Origin of the sequence: Pseudomonas spelaei (assembly GCF_009724245.1) — a bacterium.
Classification (GTDB): Bacteria; Pseudomonadota; Gammaproteobacteria; order Pseudomonadales; family Pseudomonadaceae; genus Aquipseudomonas; species Aquipseudomonas spelaei.
Genome location: NZ_WNNK01000010.1, coordinates 82,861 through 108,870, shown reverse-complemented (window position 1 = coordinate 108,870; position 26,010 = coordinate 82,861). Strand labels below are relative to the sequence as shown.

The following is a 26,010-nucleotide window of genomic DNA, read 5'->3' as shown; positions in this document are numbered from 1 at the left end:
GAGACGATCCTGATGCCCGTACCCGATCTGTTCCGCGACGGCCTGGCCCGCGGCTGGAAAACCTACAATGGCGCCGCCCTCGACCAGGACCTGATCCTGGAAGCCGATGTCGCGATCATCGGCAGCGGCGCGGGCGGTGGCACCACCGCTGAAATCCTCAGCGCCGCCGGCTACAAGGTGTTGTTGATCGAGGAAGGCCCGCTCAAGACCAGCAGTGACTTCAAGCTATTGGAGGACGAGGCCTACGCCAGCCTGTACCAGGAAGGCATCGGTCGCATGAGCAAGGACGGCGCCATCACCATCCTTCAGGGCCGCGCCGTGGGCGGCACCACGCTGATCAACTGGACCTCGAGTTTCCGCACGCCAGACCCAACGCTGTCCCACTGGGCCAGCGAATACGCGGTCAAGGGCCACAGCAGTGCCGAGATGGCACCCTGGTTCGAAAAAATGGAACAGCGCCTGGGCATCGCCCCCTGGGCAATGCCACCCAATGCCAACAATGATGTGATCCGCAAAGGCTGCGAAAAGCTCGGCTACAGCTGGCACGTGATCCCGCGCAATGTGCGCGGCTGTTTCAACCTGGGGTATTGCGGCATGGGCTGCCCGGTCAACGCCAAGCAATCAATGCTGGTGACCACTATTCCCTCGACCCTGGAAAAAGGCGGCGAGCTGCTGTACCTGGCCCGTGCCGAGCGCTTGAAATTCAGCGGCGACACCATCACCAGCCTGGAATGCGTGGCCATGGACCCGCGCTGCGTATCACCTACCGGCCGCAAGATCACGGTCAAAGCCAAGCATTACGTACTGGCGGGCGGCGGCATCAACAGCCCGGCGCTGCTGATGCGCTCGGACGCACCCGATCCCCATTCGCGGCTGGGTAAACGGACGTTCCTGCACTTGGTGAATTTCTCCGCAGCCTTGTTCGATGAAGTGATCAACCCGTTCTACGGCGCACCGCAGTCGATCTACTCCGACCACTTCCAGTGGCAGGATGGCACCACCGGGAAAATGTCCTACAAGTTGGAAGTCCCACCGTTGCACCCTGGCCTGGCCAGCACGTTATTGGGTGGTTACGGCACGCAAAACGCCCTGGACATGGGTCAACTACCCAAGACTCACGCCATGCTTGCGCTACTGCGCGACGGCTTTCACCCCGACAGCCCAGGCGGCAGCGTCGAACTACGCGGCGACGGCACACCGGTGCTCGACTATCAGGTCTCGCCCTACGCCTGGGACGGCCTGCGCCGCGCGTTCCACAGCATGGCGGAGATTCAGTTTGCCGGTGGCGCCAAGTCCGTCATGCCGCTGCACGGTGATGCCCGTTACGTGAACACCTTGGCCGAGGCCCGCAGCATGATTGACGGCTTGAACCTGGAATTGCACCGCACACGCCTGGGCAGCGCCCACGTGATGGGCGGTTGTGCCATGGGTGAAGAACCGACAAACGCCGTAGCGGACAGCCTCGGCCGCCATCACCAACTGCGCAATCTGTCGATCCACGACGGCTCGTTGTTCCCCACTAGCATTGGTGCCAACCCACAGCTTTCGGTGTACGGACTGACGGCGCAACTGGCGACGGCGCTGGCTGAACGTCTGAAAACAGCGTGAAAAAACAGGAAATTTGCCATGTCTATAGTGCTTTCTTCTGCATAAGTTGACTTGGCCGACCGGTAAGGCTGCGATACCATCCGGTTCCCCAACGGACTCCGCCAGGACGACGCGATGAACCGAGTGTTGTACCCAGGTACCTTCGACCCGATTACCAAGGGCCATGGCGATCTGGTCGAACGCGCCTCGCGCTTGTTCGACCACGTCATCATTGCGGTCGCAGCCAGCCCCAAGAAAAACCCGCTGTTTCCCCTGGAACAGCGCGTGGAGCTGGCCCGTGAGGTCACCAAGCATTTGCCCAACGTCGAAGTTGTTGGCTTCGCCACGCTGCTGGCGCATTTCGCCAAGGAACAGAACGCCAATGTGTTCCTGCGCGGCCTGCGGGCGGTGTCAGACTTCGAATATGAATTCCAACTGGCCAACATGAACCGCCAACTGGCGCCGGACGTGGAAAGCCTGTTCCTCACGCCGTCGGAGCGTTATTCGTTCATTTCCTCGACGCTGGTCCGGGAAATCGCCGCGCTGGGCGGTGATATCACCAAGTTCGTGCACCCGGCTGTGGCTGATGCGCTGACCCTTCGCTTCAAGAAGTAAGACCGCTCAAGCGGCGCCCGCTCGCACTGCGGGCGCCAATGCGGCACAATTGCGCGCATTAGTTTTTCAAATGCCTTGGCTGAGTGCCCTGGCAGGAGTTTCCATGTCCCTGATCATCACCGACGATTGCATCAACTGCGACGTCTGCGAACCCGAGTGCCCGAACGCTGCCATTTCCCAGGGCGAAGAGATCTACGTGATCGACCCCAACCTGTGCACCCAGTGTGTCGGCCACTACGACGAACCCCAGTGCCAGCAGGTTTGCCCGGTGGATTGCATTCCGCTGGATGAGGCCCATCCGGAGACGGAAGAGCAGTTGATGGAGAAGTACCGGTTGATTACCGGGAAGGCGTAAGCCCTAAGGGCCTCATCGTGGGCAAGCCCGGCTCCCACATTGACCGAGTTCACCGATCAAATGTGAGAGCTGGCTTGCCTGCGATGAGGCCAGCAGCAACACCGCACACCTTCAGCTCTGGCACCTCGGGCAAAACACACTCGCCCGCTGCCCCAGCGTCACGCTGCGCAACTCGGTCCCACAGACCTTGCACGCTTCGCCTCCTCGGCCATAGACAAACAGTTCCTGCTGGAAATACCCCGGCTGCCCGTCGCCACCAATAAAGTCGCGCAACGTGGTGCCGCCGCGCTCAATCGCGGCTGCCAGGATGCGTTTGATCTCGATGGCCAGTTTCAGGTAACGCCCACGGGAAATGCCCTTGGCTTCCCGGCGTGGATCAATACCCGCCGCAAACAACGCCTCGGTCGCATAGATATTGCCCACCCCCACCACCACCGCGTTGTCCATGATGAACGGCTTGACCGCCATCGAACGCCCACGGGACAGCTGGAACAGCCGCTCGCCGTCGAACAGGTCGGTCAACGGCTCCGGCCCCAGGCGAATCAACAGTTCATGATTGTGCGGGTCGAGGCTCCAAAGCATCGCCCCAAAACGCCGAGGGTCGGTGTAACGCAGGGCCAGGCCCGATTCCAATTCGATGTCCACATGCTCATGCTTGGCCGCCGGCATGCCGACTTCCACCAACCGCAGGTTGCCGGACATACCCAAATGGCTGATCAAGGTGCCCACTTCAGCATTGATCAGCAGGTATTTGGCCCGCCGCTCCACCCGCACGATGCGTTGCCCGGACAGGCGCACATCGAGGTCTTCCGGGATCGGCCAGCGTAGGCGACGCTCACGCACCACCACACGGCTGACCCGCTGGCCTTCCAGGTGCGGCGCAATACCGCGTCGGGTGGTTTCGACTTCGGGTAACTCAGGCATGTTGGCCTCGCTCGTGAAGGTTTAGTGCGCACCCAGCTCACGAATCGACAACTTCAAGCTCTCGAAGTCGTAATCCGACAGGCCGACGTGGTCCAGCACCAGATGACCGATGCTGTTCCATTCGTGATCATCCACCTGATTACCCAGTACCCGGCAGGACGCGCAAATGTGCTCGGCCATTTTCAGGATCGCCAGCAGGTTTTTCAGCTGCGGGTTGCGCGCCGACTCATCACTGAAAATCGCCAAGGCGTTATGGTGGTTGGCAATAGCGTCAGTCACGTGCTCCGGCAAGCGCCAGGACTTGGCCGTGTAGTAACCCACCACCGCGTGGTTGGTGTTGAACACCCGGTTCTCAGTATCGACCACCCGAGACTCGGGGCCGGCGCAGGCGTAGGCCTCTTCCAGCACCGCCATGTAATCGGGGAAGCGCTTGAGCATCAGCGGCACGCCGCAATCGTGAAACAGCCCCAAGGCATACGCTTCGTCCACCGTCTGGGAGCCGGTGCGCTTGGCCAGAGTCAAACAGGTCATGGCCACGTCCTGGGCGGTGTCCCAGAAGCGGTTGAGGGTGACGATGGTGTCGTCGCTCATCTCGCCCTTGATCGACTGCGCGTTGATCAGGTTGATGATGGAGCGGCTGCCCAGCAGGTTCACCGCGCGCTGAATGGAGGCGATCTTGTTGCTCAAGCCGTAATACGGCGAGTTGACGATCTTCAGCAGCGAACCAGACAGGCCTGGGTCCTGGGCGATCAGCCGGGCGATCACTTCCAGGTCAGGGTCGGGCATGTACTGCTCCATCTGCAAATCCACCATGATTTGCGGTTGAGGCGGCACGCTGATTCCTTGCAAGGCCTGTTGGATCTGTTCGGGAGAAAGCTCTTGGGGCATAAGGACACACTCTGGACTAGGCGGCGATTCTAACCCCTATCGCTGACTGGCCGACACCTCTATGGCCGACCTGAAATGAGGTCACCTGTGGGAGCTGGCTTGCCTGCGATAGCATCGACTCTATTTACCTGAAGGCCCGAGTCGCCTGCATCGCGGGCAAGCCCGCTCCCACACAAACGCGGTCCCGCATATCTGGCTACGCGGCCAATTCCCACACAACACGGTATACTTCCGCTCTTTTTTCCGGAGCGACGTCATGTCCCTGCCAAGCCTGCGTCTCAAAGCCAACGCCGATCGTCGTTTGCGCAACGGCCACCTGTGGGTCTACAGCAACGAAATCGACGTGGCCGCCACCCCACTTCACGGCTTCCAGGCAGGCGACCAGGCCATCCTGGAAGCGGCCGGCGGCAAGACCCTGGGCATCGTGGCCATGAGCCCGAACAACCTGATCTGCGCACGCCTGCTGTCGCGCGACATCAAGTTGCCACTGGACAAGTCGCTGCTGGTGCACCGCATCAACGTGGCCCTGTCCCTGCGCGATCGCCTGTTCGACAAGCCGTTCTACCGCCTGGTCTACGGCGACTCCGACCTGTTGCCAGGCCTGGTCGTCGACCGTTTCGGCGACATCCTGGTGGTGCAGATCGCCTCGGCGACCATGGAAGCCCATAAAGAAGACGTGATCGCCGCCTTGACCCAAGTGCTCAAGCCAAGCGGCATTCTGTTCAAGAATGACTCCGCCGCCCGCGACGCCGAAGGCCTCAACCGCTACGTCGAAACCGTATTCGGCCTGGTGCCGGAGTGGGTTGCCCTGGAAGAGAACGGCGTGAAGTTCGAAGCCCCGGTGATCCAGGGCCAGAAAACCGGCTGGTTCTACGACCACCGCATGAACCGCGCTCGCCTGGCCCCTTACGCCAAAGGCAAGCGCGTCCTCGACCTGTACAGCTACATCGGCGGCTGGGGCGTGCAAGCTGCGGCCTTCGGCGCCAGTGAAGTGTTCTGCGTAGACGCTTCCGCCTTCGCCCTAGACGGCGTCGAGCGCAACGCCGCGCTCAACGGTGTGGCCGAAAAAATGACCTGCATCGAAGGCGACGTCTTCGAAGCCCTGAAAGAACTGAAAGCCAGCGAAGAGCGCTTCGACGTGATCGTCGCCGACCCGCCGGCCTTCATCAAACGCAAAAAAGACATGAAAAACGGCGAAGGCGCCTACCACCGCCTGAACGAGCAAGCCATGCGCCTGCTCAGCAAGGACGGCATCCTGGTCAGCGCTTCGTGCTCCATGCACTTGCCGGAAGATGACCTGCAGAACATCCTGCTGACCAGCGCCCGTCACCTGGATCGCAATATCCAGATGCTGGAACGTGGCGGCCAGGGCCCTGATCATCCGGTGCACCCGGCGATTGCCGAGACGCGGTATATCAAGAGCATTACGTGCCGGTTGTTGCCCAATAGCTAAGCCACACTCCGCTCTCCGATAGAGCGTGGATCAAAAAGTGGGAGCGGGCTTGCTCGCTCCCACTTTTTTTGCGGAGTGTCAGAAACTGTTTTCCTACCGCTGCAAGCCATATCAATCTGGGAACCTTCCCACAGCGTTTTTGATTGAATTCCACTTTTCACAGACTAATATCGGTTTCTGGTTTTACTCCGGAAAATAAAAATAATGTCTGAGTCCTCCTATTCCCAGCCAAGTGGCGACATAAAACGCCAACAGCTCTCTCGATTTATCCTCATCACCTGCATTTCACTGATCAGCTTTTTCCCACTCAATATTCTCCTGCCTTCTTTCCCTGCCCTCGCCGCGAAGTTCGACATTTCAACCGCAGAGGTCGCCCTATCCGTCAGCTTGTTCACACTAGTTTTTGCGATCTCTCAATTAGTAACCGGCCCGCTCTCAGATAAGTTTGGGCGCAAGGAAGTACTGCTGGGATGTATCGTCGTTTCGACCCTCGGTTCTATAGGCTGCGCACTCGCGACGGATTACCCGGTTTTCCTCCTATTCCGCGCCATCCAGGCCATCGGCTGTGGTTTTTTTGTGCTCGGCCACGCGCTGGTCGAAGATCTGTTCGAAGAACAGGATCGGGCCCGTGTGCGCCTCTATTACATGACCTTGAGCGGATCGTTTGTGGCCCTGTCGCCACTGCTGGGCTCATGGCTGCAAACTACCTTCGACTGGCAGGGAAGCTTTTATGGATTTGCGGTGATGGCGCTCGGCATGTTCATCCACGCTCTATGGATATTGCCCTCCAAATCAGAGAGCCCGAAAAAAGCCCCGACCGCTATCCTCCACACGCTGAAAAGCATCATGGGCAATCGAGATTTCCTGCGTTACTGGTGGATCGCCGCGTTGGTATTCGCCTGCTATTTCGCATTGATCAGCGTGACGCCGCTGATCTTCATGGATGAGTTGAAACTCTCCGAGTACCAGTACGCGCTGGTGTTGATGGTGTATGGAGTGGCCTACCTACTCGGCGGCGTCGCTGCTTCGTTTTTGCAGAAACACATCTCCCTGTCCCGGCAAATCAATATCGGTCTCGGTTTACTGGGCGTCGCGGGCATTTTGTTAGCGTTGATCATCCGTTATGAAGCGATAACCACCATCACCCTGCTGATACCGATGCTGATCAGCGCCCTGGCCGTCACGCTGGTTCGGCCGGCCGCGATTTCTGCGGCGATGTTGCTGTTCTCCAGTAGCGCCGGTACGGCCGCATCAGCGGGCAACAGCATCATGTTCTTCACCGCAGCCATCAGCAGCGCGGCACTCGCGCAAGCTGGAGCCAACTTGCTGATGACCATCGCCATCAGCTTCATCGTCTTCAGCATTTGGGGCATGGTGACGAATGCCAGGGTCGGGCGCTAATCACTGTGTGGCTTGCTCGCTAAAGCGGTGTATCAACCACAGCAGATGTCGACTGAAGTACCGTCTTCGCGAGCAAGCCCGCTCCCACACAAGCTCGCTCCTTGGTATACGGCCATTCCCTCCGGCCGCCAGCGGTGTAGAATCGACGCTATTCATCGCCAGTCATCCCCCGGCGGGTTTATGAGCTCGAGGCCCGAGCGTGCGGCGATCCCGCGACGCGAGTGGCAACTTCCGGACACACGGTCATTTCTGAGTGTTCCCGACGTCAATAGAAGCTCTCTCCCCTTAGTACCTGATTAGTAGTGCCTGATTAGCCGCCCGGAGTGCTCCATGCCAGATTACCGCTCGAAGACATCCACCCACGGCCGCAACATGGCCGGCGCCCGCGCGCTGTGGCGCGCCACGGGGATGAAAGATGACGACTTCAAGAAGCCGATCATCGCGATTGTCAACTCGTTCACCCAGTTCGTACCGGGCCACGTCCACCTCAAGGACCTGGGGCAACTGGTGGCCCGCGAGATCGAACGCGCTGGCGGCGTAGCCAAGGAATTCAACACCATCGCCGTGGATGACGGCATCGCCATGGGCCATGACGGCATGCTGTATTCCCTGCCGAGCCGCGAGATCATCGCCGACTCCGTGGAGTACATGGTCAACGCCCACTGCGCCGACGCCATCGTGTGCATTTCCAACTGCGACAAGATCACCCCCGGCATGCTGATGGCCTCCCTGCGCCTGAACATCCCGGTGATCTTCGTGTCCGGCGGCCCGATGGAAGCCGGCAAGACCAAGCTCGCCAGCCACGGCCTGGACCTGGTGGACGCCATGGTCATCGCAGCCGATTCCAGCGCGTCTGACGAGAAGGTTGCGGAATACGAGCGCAGCGCCTGCCCTACCTGCGGTTCGTGTTCCGGCATGTTCACCGCCAACTCGATGAACTGCCTGGTGGAAGCCCTGGGCCTGGCGTTGCCGGGCAACGGCTCGACACTGGCCACCCACAGCGACCGCGAGCAACTGTTCCTGCAGGCCGGCCGCACCATCGTCGAGCTGTGTAAGCGTTACTACACCGAAAACGATGAGTCGGTGTTGCCGCGCAACATTGCCAACTTCAAGGCGTTCGAAAACGCCATGACCCTGGACATCGCCATGGGCGGTTCCACCAATACCATCCTGCACTTGCTGGCCGCCGCCCAGGAAGCCGAGATCGATTTCGACCTGCGCGACATCGACCGTCTGTCCCGTCACGTACCGCAACTGTGCAAAGTCGCGCCGAACATCCAGAAGTACCACATGGAAGACGTGCACCGCGCCGGCGGGATCTTCTCGATCCTCGGCTCCCTGGCCCGTGGCGGCCTGTTGCACACTGACCTGCCGACCGTGCACAGCAAATCCCTGGCCGAAGGCATCGCCAAGTGGGACATCACCCAGACTGACGACGAAGCCGTGCACACCTTCTTCAAGGCAGGCCCGGCCGGCATCCCGACGCAGACGGCGTTCAGCCAGTCGACCCGCTGGGAAACCCTGGACGACGACCGTGAAAACGGCTGTATCCGCAGTGTCGAACACGCTTACTCCCAAGAAGGCGGCCTGGCCGTGCTGTACGGCAACATCGCCCTCGACGGCTGCGTGGTGAAAACCGCGGGCGTGGACGAGTCGATCCACGTCTTCGAAGGTCGCGCCAAGATCTACGAAAGCCAGGACAGCTCGGTACGCGGCATCCTCGCTGACGAAGTCAAAGAAGGCGACATCGTCATCATCCGTTACGAAGGCCCGAAAGGCGGCCCGGGCATGCAGGAAATGCTCTACCCGACGTCGTACCTGAAATCCAAGGGCCTGGGCAAAGCCTGCGCCCTGCTGACCGACGGTCGCTTCTCCGGTGGCACTTCCGGGCTGTCCATCGGCCACGCTTCGCCAGAAGCCGCTGCCGGTGGCGCCATTGGTCTGGTGCAGGATGGCGACAAGGTGCTGATCGACATTCCGAACCGTTCGATCAACCTGTTGATCAGCGATGAAGAACTGGCCGCACGCCGGGTCGAGCAGGACAAGAAAGGTTGGAAGCCGGTAGAGAAGCGTCCACGCAAAGTCACCACCGCGCTGAAGGCTTACGCCCTGTTGGCCACCAGTGCCGACAAGGGTGCAGTACGTAACAAGGCGATGCTGGACGGGCTGTAAGTCTTAGCTGCTCCCATAAAAATGCCCCGCCAAGTGCGGGGCATTTTTATGCCTGGCAAAAATCCCCCAAACAAAGGAGATCAAATGTGGGAGCTGGCTTGCCTGCGATGCGGGCGACTCGGTGAGTCAGATTTACCGCAGCGCTGCCATCGCAGGCAAGCCAGCTCCCACAATTGACTGCATACACTCGTGATTACTGAATCTCGTCCGGCTTGACGATCACCCAGTTTTTATCCGCCGTCACCGGCAACCCTTCCTTGGCCTGGGCCGCAGCGTGCTTGGCCATCATGCCGTTAAGCTGGGTCATGTACTTGTCCTTGCGGTTGACCCACAGGTGGATGCCGCCCTTGGCCACGTCGACATCGTGGAACAGCATGTAGCCGTCACTGGTCGGGGTGTCGCCGCCGACGATGACCGGTTTTTTCCATTCGTCGATGTAGGTGAGGATTGCCGCATGCTTGCCGGCCATCCAGGTCGCCGGAGTCCATAGGTAAGGAGTCAGTTCCAGGCCGAGGTTGGCTTTCTCGTCATACTTGCCGGCAGCAATTTGCTTGCGGGCAGTGGTCAGTTCGCCAGTCTTGCGGTCCTTGAGCAAGGTACTCACGCCAATGACGTTCTCGGGTTTGACGTTGTAGCCGTACTTCGGATCGGCGGCGACCATACGCACCAGCTCTTCAGAAGCGGCGGTCATCACGTAGACCTCGATACCGTTTTCCATCAGTTTGTTGTACAGCTCGGCCTGGCCGGTGAAGACTTTCGGCGGCTGGACCTCCATGTTCTTCACCACGTCGCCTTCGTAGTAGGTGACAGGCACCGGCTTGCCGGAAGCCATCAGCTCATCGACGTAGCCCTTGAGTTCCTTGAGGGTGAAGCCGGAGAAAATCTGCGCAACCCACGGGTAGCAGACCATGTCGTCGACTTCGCAGAGACGGTAGTAGTAGCTGAACAGGCTTTCCTTGTGGTCGGCGGTGTCCTTGAACGGGATCAGCTTCAGGGAAGGGTCCATCGTGTCGCGGGTGATCAGGCCCTTGTTTTCCAGGTAAGGCAGCAAGGACTCTTCGAGGTCGTAGCGGTAACTGGTGTTGTCCATGTCGAACACCGCGAAGTTACCCTTGTTGGCGTTGGCGGCGATCATCGCATCCAGTTGCTTGGCGGCGGGCGCCGGCCAGTGTTTCAACTCGGTGGCAGCCAGGGCCTGGCCGGCAAGGCCCAGGCACAGTGCAGCGGCAAACAATCTCGGTGCGAGCTTCATGTGCGTTTTCTCCCTGAGTGAAAGATATCGACGCTAACAAATCTCTGTGACAGTTATCGTCCGAGCACGACCGCTTGCGTTCTGATTCCGCCAGCGCCATATGCCTGGGCGTCATTCTCTTATTCCAAAAACGACAGTCGCCATTCCATAACGGTATTAAATCAATATATTTCAAGCTGTTAGGCTTTCCGGTTCACAATCGCCGGTTAAAGCGATTGGCAGCCATCCTTGGAGTTTCAATGAATCTGCCCCTGATTCTCAATTTGCTGGTGTTCGTGGCCCTGTTGCTGGGCCTGGCACAGACCCGCCGCACTAACTGGAGCCTGGCCAAGAAGGTCTTGTTTGCTCTGGTACTTGGTGTGATTTTCGGTGTGGTCCTGCACGCCATCTACGGTGCCGGCAACCCGGTACTCAAGGCCTCCATCGGGTGGTTTGACCTGGTGGGCAATGGTTATGTGCAGTTGCTGCAAATGATCGTGATCCCGCTGGTGTTCGCTTCGATCCTCAGCGCCGTGGCCCGCCTGCATAACGCCTCGTCCCTGGGCAAGATCAGCTTCCTGACCATCGGCACGCTGCTGTTCACCACGGCGATTGCGGCGCTGATCGGTATCGGCCTGACCAACCTGTTCGGCCTCACCGCCGAAGGCTTGGTGGCTGGCACCCAGGAAATGGCCCGCCTGCAAGTGATCCAGAGTGATTATGCCGGCAAGGTCGCCGACCTGAATGTGCCGCAGTTGCTGCTGTCGTTCATCCCGCAAAACCCGTTCGCCGACCTGGCCCGTGCCAAGCCGACCTCGATCATCAGCGTGGTGATTTTCGCCGCCTTCCTCGGGGTTGCCGCACTGCAACTGCTCAAGGATGACGTGGAGAAAGGCCAGAAAGTGCTCAACGCCATCGACACCCTGCAAGCCTGGGTGATGCGCCTGGTGCGCCTGGTGATGAAGCTGACCCCGTACGGCGTGCTGGCATTGATGACCAAAGTGGTCGCCAGCTCCAACCTGCAAGACATCATCAAGCTCGGCAGTTTTGTGGTGGTGTCCTACCTGGCCCTGGGGCTGATGTTTGTGGTCCACGGCCTGTTGTTGTCCCTGGCCGGGATCAACCCGCTGCGGTTTTTCCGCAAGGTGTGGCCGGTGCTGACGTTTGCCTTCACCAGCCGCTCCAGCGCAGCCAGCATCCCGCTGAGCATTGAAGCGCAGACCCGTCGCCTGGGCATTCCGCAGTCCATCGCCGGCTTTGCCGCCTCGTTTGGCGCGACGATTGGCCAGAACGGCTGCGCGGGCCTGTACCCGGCGATGTTGGCGGTGATGGTCGCGCCGACCGTGGGCATCAACCCGCTGGATCCGCTGTGGATCGCGACGCTGGTGGCGATTGTGACCCTGAGTTCGGCCGGTGTGGCGGGCGTGGGCGGTGGTGCGACGTTTGCCGCGCTGATCGTGCTGCCGGCCATGGGCTTGCCGGTTTCATTGGTAGCACTGCTGATTTCGGTAGAGCCGCTGATCGACATGGGTCGTACGGCGTTGAACGTAAATGGTTCGATGACGGCGGGGGCGATTACCAGCCAGATCATGCAGCAGACGGATAAAGAATTGCTGAATGCGGATGAGCATGCGGAGTTGGCGCAGGCTTAACTAAGCCTGCCCTGTGGCAGGGAGCTTGCTCCCTGCTAGCTCAAGCGGTCAGTGGCTTTGCGATACACCTCGTCGCGCTCACGCTTATCCACAGCCACAACAAACACCGTGACCTCCTGATCAATCACTTGATAGACCAACCGATAGCCGCTGCTGCGAAGCTTGATTTTGTAGCAATCAGGTAAGCCATGGAGACGGTTCGCCTCAATGCGTGGATAGCTCAGGAGCTCAACCAGTTTTTTCTTGAACTGTTGACGAACAGTATCCCCAAGTTTGTGCCATTCCTTTAAAGCTCGTGCATCGAACTCAAGGCTATAGGTCATCCAGTGAGACCTTCACCCGCTGGGGAGCTGCCAACCGTTCCCGAACAGTGGCAAACAAGGCTTCATCTTCTTCTGTCATCAGAACCGGTTTAAAGGGTAATTGGCCGCGCTCAGCCACGTATTGCAAGGCTTGGCGCATCAATTCAGAAGGCGTTACGCCGAGCTTTTCCAGCTCATGATAAGCACGGGCTTTAAGATCGTCGTCGATACGAACATTGATAGAGGCCATGGGTCAGCCCTCACTGTAATGACATTGGTCATTACAGTGGCGCAAGAGGCCCTCTTTTGCAAGCCAGATTTGTCGGCGATGCTTCAGGCTTTTTCCCAAACCTCAAAACTGTACGCCGGCTTATCCCCTTGCGCCGGATTCTCGACATTCGACATCAGCTTCCACTGATTCAAATCAAACTCGGGAAACCACGCGTCCCCGTCCGGGTTCAACGCCACCCGCGTCAGATACAGGCGATCCGCCTGCTCCAGGCCTTGCGCATACAACTGCGCGCCGCCGATCAGCATCAGCTCATCCGCGCCCTGGGCCCTTGCCCATTCCTCAGCACGCGCCACCGCCGCATCAAGGGACGGAAAAACTTCCGCACCTTCGAGCGCCAGATCGGTCTGACGGCTGACCACAATATTCAAGCGACCCGGCAACGGTCGACCCAGGGAATCCCAGGTCTTGCGCCCCATGATGATCGGCTTGCCCAGCGTGGTGGCCTTGAAATACTTGAAATCCCCCGGCAAGTGCCAGGGCATGCTGTTGTCGACGCCGATCACGCGGTTTTCACCGAGGGCTGCGATCAGGCTTAAAGGGAGAGTTTTTTTCATGGCGACGAGAATACCAGAGGCGCGGGCGGCATACCCCAACCGGCGCTCCAGCGGTTATGCTCCAACCTCACTGGCTCAACAGGACGGCGCGTGACTGCACTGAACCCCCTGCAAAAACTCTGGCTGACGGAAACCGTGCGCCTGCGCGAAGAACACGCAGGCCCGCTCGAAGACCAGGAAGCCAATCGCCAGGCCCGCAGCACCGGCGGCGACTTGCCAACGCGCATTCAAAACCGCGCCCTGTGGCTGGCCGAACGCGATGGTCTGAGCGCCGCCCTTGGCCGTTGGCTGCAAGGCGCGCGGCTGGCGCTGATCCTGCTGGCGGTGGTCGCCATCGTCAGTGGTGCCGGCCTGGCCTTTGCAGCACTGGGCAACGGCCTGACGCCGGTGAATGTGTTCTGGGCTCTGGGCAGTCTGCTGGGCTTGAACCTGATCCTGTTGTTGAGCTGGGCCTTGGGCCTGGTGTTTGCCGGTGAGCACAGCGCCAGCCTGGGTCGCCTGTGGTTGTGGCTCAGCGAAAAACTCGCCCGCGACGCCAAGGCCGCACAACTGGCACCTGCACTGCTGCTGTTGCTGCAACGCCAGAAACTCAATCGCTGGGCCGTCGGCATGCTGGTCAACAGCCTGTGGCTGCTGGCCCTGCTCAGCGCAATGGTGATCCTGCTGACCCTGCTCGCCACCCGGCGCTACGGCTTTGTCTGGGAAACCACCATCCTGGGAGCCGACACCTTTGTCAGCGTGACCCAAACCCTCGGCACCCTGCCAGCGCTGTTGGGCTTCAACGTACCCACCGTCGAAATGATCCGCGCCAGCGGCGACTCGGCCTTGAATATCGAAAGCGCCCGCCAAGCCTGGGCTGCCTGGCTCGTCGGTGTGCTGCTGGCCTACGGCATCCTGCCCCGGTTGATCCTCGCCCTGCTGTGCCTATGGCGCTGGAAACGCGGGCGCGCAGGCTTGCACCTTGACCTCAACCTGCCCGGCTACAGCGCACTGCGTGAACGTTTGATGCCCAGCAGTGAACGGCTTGGGGTCAACGACGCCGCACCTGAGCAATTGCATCACGTCGAAGGCGGCGTCAGCGAGCTGGAAAGCGACGGTGCCTTGCTGGTGGCTATCGAGCTGGATGACCAACACCCCTGGCCGCCAAAACTGCCCGCCGGCGTCAAAGACGCTGGCATCCTCGACAGCCGCGAATCGCGCAACAAACTGCTGGAACAACTGACCCGTTTCCCGCCCGCGCGCCTGGCCATTGCCTGCGACCCGCGTCGCTCGCCGGATCGCGGCAGCCTGGCGTTGATTGCCGAACTGGCCCGCAGCGCCACGGCCACGCGCGTCTGGTTGCTGCAAGCGCCCGCCGGCCAGGCCCTGGACGCTGAACGCCTCGGTGACTGGCACACCGCGTTGCAACAGCTTGAACTGCCATTCGCCGATTGTGCGCCGCTGAATTGGCTGGAGACCGGTCATGACTAAACCGCTGAAACTCGCCGTAGTCGGCCACACCAACGTCGGCAAGACCTCGTTGCTGCGGACCCTGACCCGAGACGTGGGTTTTGGCGAAGTCTCCCATCGCCCCAGCACCACACGACATGTCGAGGGTGCGCGTCTGTCGGTGGACGGCGAAGCCCTGTTGGAACTGTACGACACGCCCGGCCTGGAAGACGCCATCGCCCTGCTCGACTACCTCGAGCGCCTGGACCGCCCCGGCGAGCGCCTCGACGGCCCGGCACGGCTGGCGCGGTTTCTGGAAGGCAGCGAAGCCCGGCAACGCTTCGAACAGGAAGCCAAGGTCCTGCGCCAATTGCTGGCGTCCGACGCCGGCCTCTATGTCATCGACGCCCGTGAACCGGTACTGGCCAAGTACCGCGACGAGTTACAAGTGCTCGCCAGTTGCGGCAAGCCACTGCTGCCGGTGCTCAACTTTGTCAGCAGCAGCGACCATCGCGAGCCGGACTGGCGTGAAGCCCTCGCCCGCCTCGGCCTGCATGCGCTGGTGCGCTTCGACAGCGTGGCCCCACCGGAAGACGGCGAGCGTCGACTCTATGAAAGCCTCGCGCTGCTACTGGAAAACTCCCGTGGACAACTGGAACGGCTGATCCTCGACCAGGAAGCCCAACGCCAGGCCCGTCAGCAAAGCGCCGCACGCCTGATTGCAGAGTTGCTGGTGGACTGCGCCGCTTGCCGGCGCAGCGTGGTCAGCGAAGCTGAGATCGAACAGCAAGCCGTCAGCGAACTGCGCAAGGCCGTGCGTCAGCGGGAGCAACGTTGCGTGGAAGCCCTGCTCAAGCTATTCGGCTTCCGCCCGCAAGACGCCGCCGCCAGCGATTTGCCGCTGTTGGACGGCCGCTGGGGTGATGACTTGTTCAACCCGGAAACCCTCAAGCAATTGGGCGTGCGGGTTGGCAGTGGGATTGCGGCGGGCGCAGCGGCAGGTGCTGGTGTCGACTTGTTGGTGGGCGGCCTGACCTTGGGCGCAGCGGCCCTGGCCGGTGCCATCGCCGGGGGTGCCCTGCAAACTGCCCGCAGCTATGGCAGCCGTTTGTTGGGCAAGATCAAAGGCCAGCGTGAACTGACCGTCGACGACAGCGTGTTGCGCCTGCTGGCCCTGCGCCAACGCCAACTGCTCAAGGCCCTGAACCTGCGCGGGCACGCGGCCATGCACAGCATCAAGGTCGACACGCCCCAGGACAAGACCTGGCGCGAAGGCAAGTTGCCGGAAGCGCTGAACAAGGCACGGGCCCATCCGCAATGGTCGTCCCTTAATCCGCACCCGAAACTGAGCCAGGCCGAACGCCAAGAGCAGATCGAAGCCCTGGCCTTGCGCCTGGACGAGACCTAAGCCGCCAATAACTGCCGGGCCTTGGCCTTCAAGACATCAAGGTCGAGTACCGGCACGTGCATTTCCTTGGCCTGCTCATCCCAATGGCGCATGCGCAAACTGACGGAGCACAACGGATCCTGCTCGAAGGCCCGCGCCTCTTCTGCACTCATCACCCCACCTTGATAACCCAGGGTACGACGGCTGGCCTCGCTCAAGCGTGAGTAATAATCCGGCTGGCTGAACGTCAGGTAACGCTTGGCCTGGACGTGGTACTCCACCAGTGTTGCCATCCGCTCGCTAAAACCCGCCCGGCGCAGGTAGTCCGCCCCGAGCCGTTCATGGCTGACCACACCGTAGCCGCCCATGTTCTCACCGCCCTGGCCGCAGATATGCCCGATGTCGTGGAAGAACGCCGCCAGCACCACTTCATCATCGAAACCTTCCGCCATGGCCAACTGCGCAGCCTGGGACATGTGCTCGATCTGCGACACCGGTTCGCCGATGTAATCGGCGGCGCCATGCTGTTCGTACAAGCCGAACACCTCGGCGATAACCTGTTCAATGCTCATCACTGCTCCCCCAACAGTTGCGCGATATTGCTCTCGGCCATCGCCGGCCCGACGCTCATGCCCACGCCCGTGTGCATCAAAGCGACACTCACCCCCGGCGCAACCCGCAGGAAGGAAAACGGCCCTGGCCCACGGGAGCCGTACACACCCTGCCAACGCTCCGTGACTTGAATCTTGCAACCCAACGTCTGCTCGGCCAACTCAATCATCCAGTCGTCGACCTGCTCGGCGTTGAATGGGGAGGGATCGCTGCCGTAATGGTGGGAATCGCCGATGATCAACTCGCCATAAGGCGTGGGGCTGATCAGCAGGTGGATGCCGTTTTCGTGCAGGTGCGGGGCGTCCCGCAGGATTTGTGCCTGTACCGGTGCCGCTTCCGGCAAGTCGGCAAAGGCGCCGTAATGCACGCAACTGAGGCCGGTCAACAACGCGTGTTGCAGGTTCAAATTCACCTGCGGCCTGGCGCGCAGCATCTGCAGCCGGCAGATTTGCGGATTGAGCTCGGCGATCTGCTCGGCCAGTAACGTCTGGTAGTCGTGGCCGGAGCAGACAATGATCTGCTCGCCGCGAAAGGTCCCGGCGGTGCTGTGCAACTGGCCGGGCTCGATGTCACGCACCAGGGTGGAGAAATGAAACTCCACCTTGAGCTCGCGACACAGGTAGTTGATCAGCGCGGGGATGGCCTCGCGGGAATACACCTGTTGATCGTCCAGGCCGTGGAGTGCAGCACGGTGATGGCGGAATTGGCCGCCGTACAGGTCGTTCATTGCCGTGCCCTGGAGCAGCTCGACGCGATAGTCGTGCTCCTGCGCACGTCCCGCGCAAAAGGCCTCCAGCAGGTGCTCTTCTGCTTCGTTACGGGCGAACAGATAGGAACCGTTGCGCTTGAGCTGCAGGCCCGAAAGCTGCGCCCATTGAGCCCAGATGTCGCGACTTTCGCGGGCCAGGTCGAGCATGGCTCCGGGCGGCTGGCCGGTGACCAGCGCCTGGCCGAAGTTGCGCACCGAGGCGCCCAACGGCGTGGCGCTGCGTTCGAATACCTTGACCTTGAGACCACGTTTGGCGGCGGCGTAGGCATGGGACAGGCCGAGGATGCCGGCGCCGATGATCAGCAGTTGTGTCATGAAGTGATGTCCTGAATTAGAGACCGCTATCGCAGGCAAGCCAGCTCCCACAGGGGAATGCATTCCAATGTGGGAGACGGCGGTGCGACGATTCGACTTGCCCGCGATGAGGCCATCAGCCCAAACGAAAACCTTACTGACCGGCTACCTTCTCCGACTTGCCGTCATAGCGTTTGCGCCATTCCGTCAGGATGCTGTCGCGGTTTTTCGAGGCCCAGGCGAAGTCGTTCTTGATCAGCCGTTGCTCATAGTCAGCCGGCAATTCGGTCTGTGGCTTGGCAATGCCCGGCTGTGCCAGGACCGCAAAATTTTCCTTGTAGAGCTCCATCGCGGCAGGGCTGGCGGAGAAGTCGGCGAGTTTCTTCGCTGCATCCTCATGGGCGGTGCCTTTGATCACAGCCGTGGCTTCGATTTCCCAGCCCAGGCCTTCTTTCGGCAACACGATGTCCAGCGGCGCGCCCTGGCGCTTGAGCTGTACCGCCGGGTATTCAAAGGAAATACCGATCGGGAACTCGCCCGATGCCGCCAGCTTGCACGGCTTGGAACCGGAGTGAACGTACTGGCCGATGTTCTGGTGCAATTCGTCCATGTACTGCCAGCCCTGCTTCTCGCCGAAGGTCTGCAACCAGGCGCTGACGTCCAGGAAACCGGTGCCGGACGACGCCGGGTTCGGCATGACGATCTTGCCCTTGTATTCAGGCTTGGTCAGGTCTTGCCAGCTCCCCGGCTTGGTCAGGCCCTGCTTTTCGGCCTCGACGGTGTTGAAGCAAATGGTCGCGGCCCAGACGTCCATGCCGACCCAGGCGGGCGGGTTGGCAACGTCACGGTAGTTCGCGCCGATCTTGTCCAGGTCTTTCGGCGCGTAGCTTTGCAGCATGCCTTGCTGGTCGAGGATCGCCAGGCTGGAAGCGGCCAGGCCCCAGACAGCATCCGCTTGCGGGCGAGCTTTCTCGGCCAGCAGTTTGGCGGTGATGATCCCGGTGGAATCGCGCACCCATTTGATTTCCACGTCCGGGTTAGCCTTTTCGAAGGCTTGTTTGTAAGTCTTCAACTGCTCGGCTTCGAGGGCCGTGTACACGGTCAACTCGGTTTTCGCGGCAAAGGCATTCAGGCTGAACGCAGTGAGCACAGCAGCGGCTAACGCCAGGGGCTTGAACATGGTGCGGTTCCTTTATGGTTGTGGGGCAGATTTATTGGCCGGGGGCGGTGGTGCGCCAGGCTTGAGAGCGACGCAACAAACCGCGTGAAGCCCAGGCCAGCAGCAGGGACACGCCCGCCGAGGTAAACAGAATCAGGGTGGACATGGCTGCTGCGCCGCCGACGTTGCCGGCATCGTCCATGTTCAACACGGCGACAGCGGCAAGGATGGTGTCGGGGCTGTAGAGGAAGATCGCTGCCGAAACGGTGGTCATGGCCGAGACGAACAGGTAGCGCACGATGTCCAGCAACGCCGGCAGGCAGATCGGCACGGTGACCCGCAGATAGTGGCGGTACAGCGGCGCCTTGAGAGACAGCGCAGCAGCTTCAAACTCAGCGTCCAGTTGGCGCAGGGCCGTGGTGGCAGTCATCTGTGCGGTGGTCAAATAGTGCGCAATGGTGCACACCACCAGCAGCGTCATGGTTCCGTACAACACATGCAGCGGGTTGCCGTTGAGATTGAAAAAGAACACGTAGCCCAGGCCCAGCACCAACCCCGGCACCGCCATCGGTACGAAGCTGAGCATGCGCAGCGCCAGGTTCAGGCCGCGCTGGCCCTTGGTTTTTTCCATCAGGTAGGCGCCGGTGAAGATCAGCACACTGCCGATCAACGCCGTGCACAACGCCATGGTCAGGCTGTTGCGATAGGCCAGCCAGCCGCCGCCCGCCGTGTCGTTGAACTGATAGTGGTTCAGCGACAGCGACAGGTTGTAAGGCCAGAACTTCACCACCGACGAATAAACGGCCATGCCGAACACCAGCAACAGCACCGCGCAGATCAGCAGCACGATGGCCAGGTAGCAACCATCGCGCAGCCGCGATGGCGCGGGTTGGAAGACTTGGGCGCGGCCGCTCATGGAGTCGCCGTGACGACGACGCAGCCAGGCATCCACACCAAAACTGAACAACGCTGGCAGCAACAAGACCATGCCGATCAAGGCGCCTCGACCGAATTGTTGTTGGCCGACTACCGCCTTGTAGGCTTCCAGGGCCAACACTTGGTAATCGCCACCCACCACCACGGGCACGCCGAAGTCGGTGATGGTCAGGGTGAACACCAGGCAAAACGCGGCGAATACTGCCTGGCGCGTCGCCGGCCAGGTGATGCTGCGAAACGCCCGGGCCGGGCTTGCGCCCATGCTCGACGCCGCATCAAACAACCGCGCATCCGCCAGGGACAATGCCGACAGCAGGATCATCAGCGCATGGGGGAAGGTGTAGATCACTTCACCGAGGACGATGCCCCAGAAGCCGTAGATGTTGTCTGACAGCAAGCCACGCAGCATGCCCTGGTTGCCGAACAGATAGACCAGCGCGATCCCCGGCAGCATCGAAGGCGCCATCAACGGCAGCAACGACATGCCGCGCCAGATGGCCTTGCCAGGAATCAGCGTGCGTTGCAGCGCATAGGCAAACAGGTAGGCCAGCGGTACGACGATGGCGGCAACGCTGAGGGAAACCTTCAGGCTATTGCCCAGCAACCAGTGGAAGTTGTCGCTGGTCACCAGTTCTTTTGCAGCGACCAGGCCACCGCCCTGCCCGTCTTCGCTGCTGAAGCCGCGCCAGAAGATCGCCAGCAGTGGCAGCAATACGGCGATGCCCAGCAGAAGCAGCCACACCAGCTTGCCGCCCACCACGAAAATACGGTCGCCGAGTTCGGCACGAGAAACCTGGCGAGCCACGTTATCGGGTATCGGCAGCGTCATGTCGGCAGGCATCTCAGGCAAACACCTGTAGGCTGCGGGGCGGCAGCGCGACCCAGATGTCCTGGGCGCCCAGGCGTGGCATGGCCTCCGGCGCCAGTTCCGCCAGTAGCGGATGGCCGGGCAATTGATCCAGCTCAAAACTCATGCGGCAGCGGTTGCCGAGGAAAGTGATTTCGCGGACCTTGGCCGGGAACAGGTTTTCTTCATGCACCACCGGGTTGACGCTGATGGCTTCCGGGCGGCAGAACAAGCGGCCTGAGGCGGCCTTGTTGGCATTGTCGGCCAGGCGCATGTTCATCCCGCCGACCTGGGCGTGGCTGTCACTGTTGCGGCTGAACGGCAGCCAGTTGCCCTGGCCCACAAACTCGGCCACGAACGGCGTGGCCGGGCGGTCGTAGATTTCCTGGGGCGTGGCGTACTGCTCGACCTTGCCGTTGTTCATCACGGCAATACGGTCGGCCATCAGCATGGCCTCGTCCTGGTTGTGGGTCACCATCAAGGTGGTGATGCCCAAGCGCCGCTGCAGTTGGCGCAGTTCGGTGCACAGGTGCTCGCGGACGCGGGCATCAAGGGCGGACATCGGCTCATCCAGCAGCAACAGTGACGGTGCCGGCGCCAAGGCGCGGGCCAGCGCGACTCGCTGTTGTTGGCCGCCGGACAGTTGGCCGGGGTATTTTTTTTCGCTGCCGAGCAGGCCGACCAGCTCCAGCATCTGCCCGACGCGCTTGCGCACTTCATCGCGGCCGCTGCCGGTCAGGCCGTAGCCGATGTTGGCTTCGACCGTGAGGTTGGGAAACAAAGCGTAGGACTGGAACAGAATGCCGTAGTCCCGAGCCTGAGGTGCCAGCAGGGAAACGTCGCGATCACCCAGGTACAACTCGCCGCTGTCCTGACGCTCCAGGCCGGCAATGCAACGCAGCAAGGTGGTCTTGCCGCAGCCCGACGGGCCCAGCAGGCACACCAGTTCGCCAGCGGCGACGTCAAGGGATACGTTGTCCAGGGCGGTAAACGCGCCGAAGCGTTTCTGCACGCCGCGCACTTTCATTGGCGCGCCGGGGTTGGTCAGGGCTGTGTTCATGGAGGCACCTCATCGAACTGATGAAGTCCATCCTAGGGAGTGAATGCGTCCCTTGTGTGGCAGGGAGGCAAAACTGGGCGATAGTGGTATTGGTGGTTTTGTGTAGGACGTAATGAATGTGTTGCCCGAACCGACGCCATCGCGGGCAAGCCCGGCTCCCACAATTGACCGAGTGCTCCCAGAGGAACGCCTTCCAACTGTGGGAGCTGGCTTGCCTGCGATAGCAATATCAAGATCACCATAAACCTTCAGAGCGGCGACATTTCCTGCGCCAACCCCAGAAACGCCGCCGGCAACCGCGCGCCTTTGCGCTCTTTGAGGCAGTACAAGTACTCAGGAATCTGCGGTGCATTCTCGATGCTCAGCACTCGCAACTGCGGGTCATGAGGCACTTCCTGGCGGGCAATGATGCTGATGCCGATATTGCGCAACACCGCCTCCCGGATCGACTCCCGACTGCCAATCTCCAGCAGCGGCCCGTAGCTCACGCCTGCGCCCTGCAGCATTTCTTCGGTCAACCGGCGTGTGGTGGAGCCCGGCTCGCGCATCAGCAAGGTGTGCCCGGCGAGGGCGCTCAACGACACATGGTCGAGCGACGCCAGCGGATGATTGCGATGCACCGCCAGTACCAGTGGGTCCATGCCCAACACACGGCGAATCAGGCGCGGATCCTCCAGCAGTTGCGACGAAGCGGCGACATCGACCCGGTATTCATCCAGCGCTTCCAGCACCTGCTGGGAATTGCCGATTTCCACCGACACTTCAACATGGGGCAGCCGTTCGCGGAAGGTTTTGACCAGGTCGAGGATGTAATACGGCGCTGTCGCCGCAATTCTCAGCGCGCCCTGGACCTGGCCACTGTTGCGCAGGAAAAACTCGATATCGCTTTCCTGCTGCAACAGTGCCTTGACCATCGGCAGCAACCGCGCGCCTTCGTCGCTGACGGTGAGGCGGCGGCCGCCTCGGTAGAACAGCTCAACCGAGTATTGGCTTTCCAGGTGACGAATCTGGGTGGTCACCGTCGGTTGGCTCAGGCCGAGTTTTTTCGCCGCCTGGGTGATGCTGCCCAGACGGGCGACCATGTAAAACGCCTTCAGCTCGGCACTCAGCACACCACCCTCTCATCGACTATTTGCGCAACAGGCGCAGACCATTGAAGACCACCAGCAGGCTCACGCCCATGTCGGCGAACACCGCCATCCACATGGTGGCCATGCCCAGGAAGGTGACGGCAAGGAAGATCGCCTTGATCACCAGCGCCAGGGCGATGTTCTGCTTGAGGATACTCGACGTTTGCCGCGACAACCGAATGAATGCTGGAATCTTGCGCAGGTCATCGTCCATCAGCGCCACGTCGGCGGTCTCGATGGCGGTGTCGGTACCGGCTGCCGCCATGGCAAAACCGATCTCGGCACGAGCCAGGGCCGGGGCGTCGTTGATACCGTCACCGACCATGCCGACGCGGTGGCCCTTGCCATAGAGGGTTTCGATGGCTTGCAGTTTGTCGGTAGGCAACAGGTCACCCTGGGCCTGATCAATGCCGACCTGGGCCGCAATCGCCTGGGCGGTGTGGGTGTTGTCACCGGTGAGCATCAGGGTCTTGATGCCTAGCTCATGCAACTGCTGGATCGCTTCGCGGCTGCTGTCTTTAACGGTGTCCGCTACGGCGAACAGTGCCATCGGGCCGGACTTGTCCAGCAGCAGGACCACGGACTTGCCTTGTTTTTCCAGGGCAAAGAGCTTTTCTTCCAGCGCTGGGGAGCACAGGTTCAGCTCTTCCACCAAGCGGTGGTTGCCCAGATAGTAGGTTTGGCCGTTGATTTCGCCACGCACACCGCGACCGGTCAGGGCCTCGAAGTTATCCACAGTGTGCACCGGCAATTTCTTATCCACAGCCGCATTCGCAATGGCCAGGGACACCGGGTGATCGGAACGCGCCGCCAGGCTCGCAGCCAGGGCGGGTGCCGTGTCTTCAACGTTGGGGAACAGCGCCAGGTAATCGGTTTGCACCGGTTTGCCGTGGGTGATGGTGCCGGTCTTGTCCAAGGCCAGGTAGTCGAGCTTGTAACCGCCCTCCAGGTACACACCGCCCTTGATCAGGATGCCTTTGCGAGCGGCGGCGGCCAGGCCGCTGACGATGGTCACCGGGGTGGAAATCACCAGCGCGCACGGGCAAGCAACCACCAGCAACACCAGCGCACGGTAGATCCAGTCAAACCAGGCGCCTGCCATGAACAGCGGCGGGATCAGCGCCACGCCCAAGGCGAAGAGAAATACCGCCGGGGTGTAGATTTTGGAGAAGCTGTCGACAAACCGCTGGGTCGGCGCTCGCGAACCCTGAGCCTGCTCCACGGCGTGGATGATCCGCGCCAGGGTGGAGTTGTTGGCCGCCGCCGTAACTTTGTACTCCAGGGAGCCGGCCTGGTTGATGGTCCCGGCGAAGACTTTATCGCCCACAGTCTTTTCGATCGGCAGGCTTTCACCGGTAATCGGCGCCTGGTCGATGGTGGACTGGCCGGCGGTGACTTCACCGTCCAGGCCAATGCGCTCGCCGGGTCGAACCCGCACGATGGCACCCAGTTCGATGGTTTTGGCGTCCTGTTCAGCCCAGCTTCCGTCGGCCTGGCGTACCGTGGCCTGTTCCGGCGTCATCTGCATCAGGCCGCTGATGGCGTTACGTGCACGGTCGAGGGATTTGGCCTCGATCAGCTCAGCGACGGTAAACAGGAACATCACCATCGCCGCTTCAGGCCACTGGCCGATAAGGATCGCGCCGGTCACGGCGATGCTCATCAGGGCATTGATGTTCAGGTTAAGGTTTTTCAGGGCAATCCAGCCCTTCTTGTACGTGGTGAGGCCGCCGCTGAAGATCGACACCAGCGCCACCAACGCAATCACCCACGTAGGGGCGGTGCTGGTGAAGTGCAGCACTTCGGCACCCAGGGCGCCAATGCCGGACAGGGCCAGCGGCCACCAGTGCTTCTTCGCGGGCGGCGCGGCCGGGGCCACACCCTCTTCGATAGGGTCGGCCTGCATGCCGATGGATTTGATGGCCTCAATGATCGGCGCAGTGCTCGGCAGATCATGGGTCACGCCGAGGATACGGTTGATCAAGTTGAATTCCAGTTGCTGCACGCCGGCGAGCTTGCCCAGCTTGTTCTGGATCAGGGTTTGCTCGGTGGGGCAGTCCATGGCTTCGATACGGAAGGTGCTCAGCCGCGAGCCCGCTGTCGGTGCCTCGGTCAGCTTCACCAGCGCAGGCGCAGCATCGCTGGAGCAGCAGGAACCGCCATGGCTGGCATGGTCGTGCTTTTGCACGGGCTTGAGCTTTGGGCCGTGATCATGGGCATGACTGTGGTCATGCGTATGGCCGTGATCGTGATCGTGATCGTGATCGTGATCGTGATCGTGATCGTGATCGTGATCGTGATCGTGATCGTGGCCAGCATGGGCCTTGTTTGGGGTGTGAATGGAATCGCTCATTGGTCGCGTCCGTAAAGGTGCCTGTTGCCAAGTAAAGACCCTGTAGCCACTATAGGGTCAAGCACCCTTTTGGAGATTGCTGCGATGAAGATCGGCGAATTGGCAAAATTGACGGATTGCCAAGTGGAAACCATCCGTTATTACGAGAAAGAAGGCCTGCTGCCACCACCTGCGCGCAGTGACGGCAACTATCGCCTGTACACCCAGGCCCACACCGAGCGGCTGACCTTCATCCGCAACTGCCGCAGCCTGGACATGACCCTGGAAGAAATCCGCAGCCTGCTGGGTTTGCGCGACAGCCCCCAGGACCAGTGCGAAAGCGTCAATGCGTTGATCGATGAACACATCCACCACGTCAAGGCGCGGATTGATGGACTGATGGCGTTGCAGGAACAACTGCTCGTGCTGCGCCAGCGCTGTGGCGCAGGGCCAGAGGCCGATCAGTGCGGGATTTTGCAGCGGCTGGAAGTCAGCGGAGGCGTGACGGCGAGTGAAGCTGAGCATTCCCATGTGGGTAGAAGTCACGGGCATTGAGGAATGCGGCGCCTGAACTGACGCCATCGCAGGCAAGCCAGCTCCCACAGGGGAATGCATTCCAAATGTGGGAGC

At 61.0% G+C, this 26,010-nt stretch carries 23 protein-coding genes; 10 read left to right on the top strand and 13 right to left on the bottom strand.

Features of this window, described 5'->3' with window-relative positions; translation table 11 throughout:
* Positions 1-12: 12 nt before the first annotated feature.
* The 3 genes from GNF76_RS13785 to GNF76_RS13775 all read left to right on the top strand — a co-directional run bounded on the left by GNF76_RS13785 (position 13) and on the right by GNF76_RS13775 (position 2,557).
* A complete protein-coding gene (locus tag GNF76_RS13785) occupies positions 13-1,608 on the top strand; it encodes a GMC family oxidoreductase (RefSeq protein WP_155583698.1) in 1,596 nt (531 codons plus the stop codon).
* Between the two features lie 114 nt (positions 1,609-1,722).
* The gene (coaD, locus tag GNF76_RS13780) at positions 1,723-2,202 is read left to right on the top strand and encodes a pantetheine-phosphate adenylyltransferase (protein WP_049711086.1); all 480 of its coding nucleotides are present in this window, start codon (positions 1,723-1,725) and stop codon (positions 2,200-2,202) included.
* Positions 2,203-2,305: 103 nt separating this feature from the next.
* Positions 2,306-2,557, top strand: coding sequence for a YfhL family 4Fe-4S dicluster ferredoxin (locus GNF76_RS13775; protein ID WP_003213796.1), 252 nt, complete (start codon positions 2,306-2,308; stop codon positions 2,555-2,557).
* 111 nt (positions 2,558-2,668) lie between these two features.
* On the opposite strand, the gene mutM is transcribed toward GNF76_RS13775, so the two are convergent.
* The gene (gene mutM, locus GNF76_RS13770; RefSeq protein WP_155583697.1) at positions 2,669-3,481 is read right to left on the bottom strand and encodes a bifunctional DNA-formamidopyrimidine glycosylase/DNA-(apurinic or apyrimidinic site) lyase; all 813 of its coding nucleotides are present in this window, start codon (positions 3,479-3,481) and stop codon (positions 2,669-2,671) included.
* Between the two features lie 21 nt (positions 3,482-3,502).
* Entirely contained in the window at positions 3,503-4,315 is an 813-nt protein-coding gene (locus GNF76_RS13765) for an HDOD domain-containing protein (protein WP_178123336.1), read from the bottom strand.
* Between the two features lie 310 nt (positions 4,316-4,625).
* On the opposite strand from GNF76_RS13765, the gene GNF76_RS13760 reads away from it, so the two are divergent.
* The 3 genes from GNF76_RS13760 to ilvD all read left to right on the top strand — a co-directional run bounded on the left by GNF76_RS13760 (position 4,626) and on the right by ilvD (position 9,395).
* The gene (locus tag GNF76_RS13760; RefSeq protein WP_155583695.1) at positions 4,626-5,822 is read left to right on the top strand and encodes a class I SAM-dependent rRNA methyltransferase; all 1,197 of its coding nucleotides are present in this window, start codon (positions 4,626-4,628) and stop codon (positions 5,820-5,822) included.
* A gap of 204 nt (positions 5,823-6,026) precedes the next feature.
* On the top strand, positions 6,027-7,223 hold the full coding sequence (locus GNF76_RS13755) for an MFS transporter (protein ID WP_155583694.1): 1,197 nt from the start codon (positions 6,027-6,029) through the stop codon (positions 7,221-7,223).
* A gap of 330 nt (positions 7,224-7,553) precedes the next feature.
* Positions 7,554-9,395 (top strand): dihydroxy-acid dehydratase, encoded by a 1,842-nt coding sequence (ilvD, locus tag GNF76_RS13750; RefSeq protein ID WP_155583693.1) that lies wholly within the window; start codon positions 7,554-7,556, stop codon positions 9,393-9,395.
* A 193-nt stretch (positions 9,396-9,588) separates the two neighbouring features.
* Here the strand turns inward: ilvD and GNF76_RS13745 are convergent, their stop codons facing one another.
* Positions 9,589-10,647: an HAD family hydrolase gene (locus GNF76_RS13745; RefSeq protein WP_155583692.1), complete on the bottom strand. Its 1,059-nt coding sequence runs from the start codon at positions 10,645-10,647 to the stop codon at positions 9,589-9,591.
* A gap of 239 nt (positions 10,648-10,886) precedes the next feature.
* Between GNF76_RS13745 and GNF76_RS13740 the strand changes: the two genes are divergently transcribed.
* Positions 10,887-12,278, top strand: a complete 1,392-nt coding sequence (locus GNF76_RS13740; RefSeq protein ID WP_155583691.1) for an L-cystine transporter — start codon at positions 10,887-10,889, stop codon at positions 12,276-12,278.
* Positions 12,279-12,313: 35 nt separating this feature from the next.
* Here the strand turns inward: GNF76_RS13740 and GNF76_RS13735 are convergent, their stop codons facing one another.
* The 3 genes from GNF76_RS13735 to GNF76_RS13725 all read right to left on the bottom strand — a co-directional run bounded on the left by GNF76_RS13735 (position 12,314) and on the right by GNF76_RS13725 (position 13,426).
* A complete protein-coding gene (locus GNF76_RS13735; RefSeq protein ID WP_155583690.1) occupies positions 12,314-12,601 on the bottom strand; it encodes a type II toxin-antitoxin system RelE family toxin in 288 nt (95 codons plus the stop codon).
* Positions 12,591-12,830, bottom strand: a complete 240-nt coding sequence (locus GNF76_RS13730; protein WP_155583689.1) for a type II toxin-antitoxin system RelB/DinJ family antitoxin — start codon at positions 12,828-12,830, stop codon at positions 12,591-12,593. The genes GNF76_RS13735 and GNF76_RS13730 overlap by 11 nt, the downstream gene beginning before the upstream one ends.
* Before the next feature lie 83 nt (positions 12,831-12,913).
* On the bottom strand, positions 12,914-13,426 hold the full coding sequence (locus tag GNF76_RS13725; RefSeq protein WP_155583688.1) for a dihydrofolate reductase: 513 nt from the start codon (positions 13,424-13,426) through the stop codon (positions 12,914-12,916).
* A 90-nt stretch (positions 13,427-13,516) separates the two neighbouring features.
* On the opposite strand from GNF76_RS13725, the gene GNF76_RS13720 reads away from it, so the two are divergent.
* Both GNF76_RS13720 and GNF76_RS13715 read left to right on the top strand, forming a co-directional pair.
* Positions 13,517-14,896, top strand: coding sequence for a DUF2868 domain-containing protein (locus GNF76_RS13720; protein WP_178123328.1), 1,380 nt, complete (start codon positions 13,517-13,519; stop codon positions 14,894-14,896).
* On the top strand, positions 14,889-16,262 hold the full coding sequence (locus GNF76_RS13715) for a DUF3482 domain-containing protein (RefSeq protein WP_155583687.1): 1,374 nt from the start codon (positions 14,889-14,891) through the stop codon (positions 16,260-16,262). The genes GNF76_RS13720 and GNF76_RS13715 overlap by 8 nt, the downstream gene beginning before the upstream one ends.
* On the opposite strand, the gene GNF76_RS13710 is transcribed toward GNF76_RS13715, so the two are convergent.
* The 7 genes from GNF76_RS13710 to GNF76_RS13680 form a co-directional block, all read right to left on the bottom strand.
* On the bottom strand, positions 16,259-16,813 hold the full coding sequence (locus GNF76_RS13710; protein WP_155583686.1) for a phosphonate degradation HD-domain oxygenase: 555 nt from the start codon (positions 16,811-16,813) through the stop codon (positions 16,259-16,261). The two genes, GNF76_RS13715 and GNF76_RS13710, sit on opposite strands and share 4 nt — an antisense overlap.
* The gene (locus tag GNF76_RS13705) at positions 16,813-17,937 is read right to left on the bottom strand and encodes a TIGR03364 family FAD-dependent oxidoreductase (protein WP_155583685.1); all 1,125 of its coding nucleotides are present in this window, start codon (positions 17,935-17,937) and stop codon (positions 16,813-16,815) included. The genes GNF76_RS13710 and GNF76_RS13705 overlap by 1 nt, the downstream gene beginning before the upstream one ends.
* Before the next feature lie 133 nt (positions 17,938-18,070).
* Positions 18,071-19,096, bottom strand: coding sequence for a putative 2-aminoethylphosphonate ABC transporter substrate-binding protein (locus tag GNF76_RS13700; protein WP_155583684.1), 1,026 nt, complete (start codon positions 19,094-19,096; stop codon positions 18,071-18,073).
* A 31-nt stretch (positions 19,097-19,127) separates the two neighbouring features.
* A complete protein-coding gene (locus GNF76_RS13695; protein WP_155583683.1) occupies positions 19,128-20,852 on the bottom strand; it encodes a putative 2-aminoethylphosphonate ABC transporter permease subunit in 1,725 nt (574 codons plus the stop codon).
* Position 20,853: 1 nt separating this feature from the next.
* Positions 20,854-21,918, bottom strand: a complete 1,065-nt coding sequence (locus GNF76_RS13690) for a putative 2-aminoethylphosphonate ABC transporter ATP-binding protein (protein WP_155583682.1) — start codon at positions 21,916-21,918, stop codon at positions 20,854-20,856.
* A gap of 248 nt (positions 21,919-22,166) precedes the next feature.
* Positions 22,167-23,030, bottom strand: a complete 864-nt coding sequence (locus tag GNF76_RS13685) for a LysR family transcriptional regulator (RefSeq protein WP_178123327.1) — start codon at positions 23,028-23,030, stop codon at positions 22,167-22,169.
* 16 nt (positions 23,031-23,046) lie between these two features.
* Positions 23,047-25,401, bottom strand: coding sequence for a heavy metal translocating P-type ATPase (locus GNF76_RS13680; protein WP_155583680.1), 2,355 nt, complete (start codon positions 25,399-25,401; stop codon positions 23,047-23,049).
* Positions 25,402-25,485: 84 nt separating this feature from the next.
* Between GNF76_RS13680 and cadR the strand changes: the two genes are divergently transcribed.
* On the top strand, positions 25,486-25,935 hold the full coding sequence (gene cadR / locus GNF76_RS13675) for a Cd(II)/Pb(II)-responsive transcriptional regulator (protein WP_155583679.1): 450 nt from the start codon (positions 25,486-25,488) through the stop codon (positions 25,933-25,935).
* The last annotated feature ends 75 nt before the right edge of the window (positions 25,936-26,010 follow it).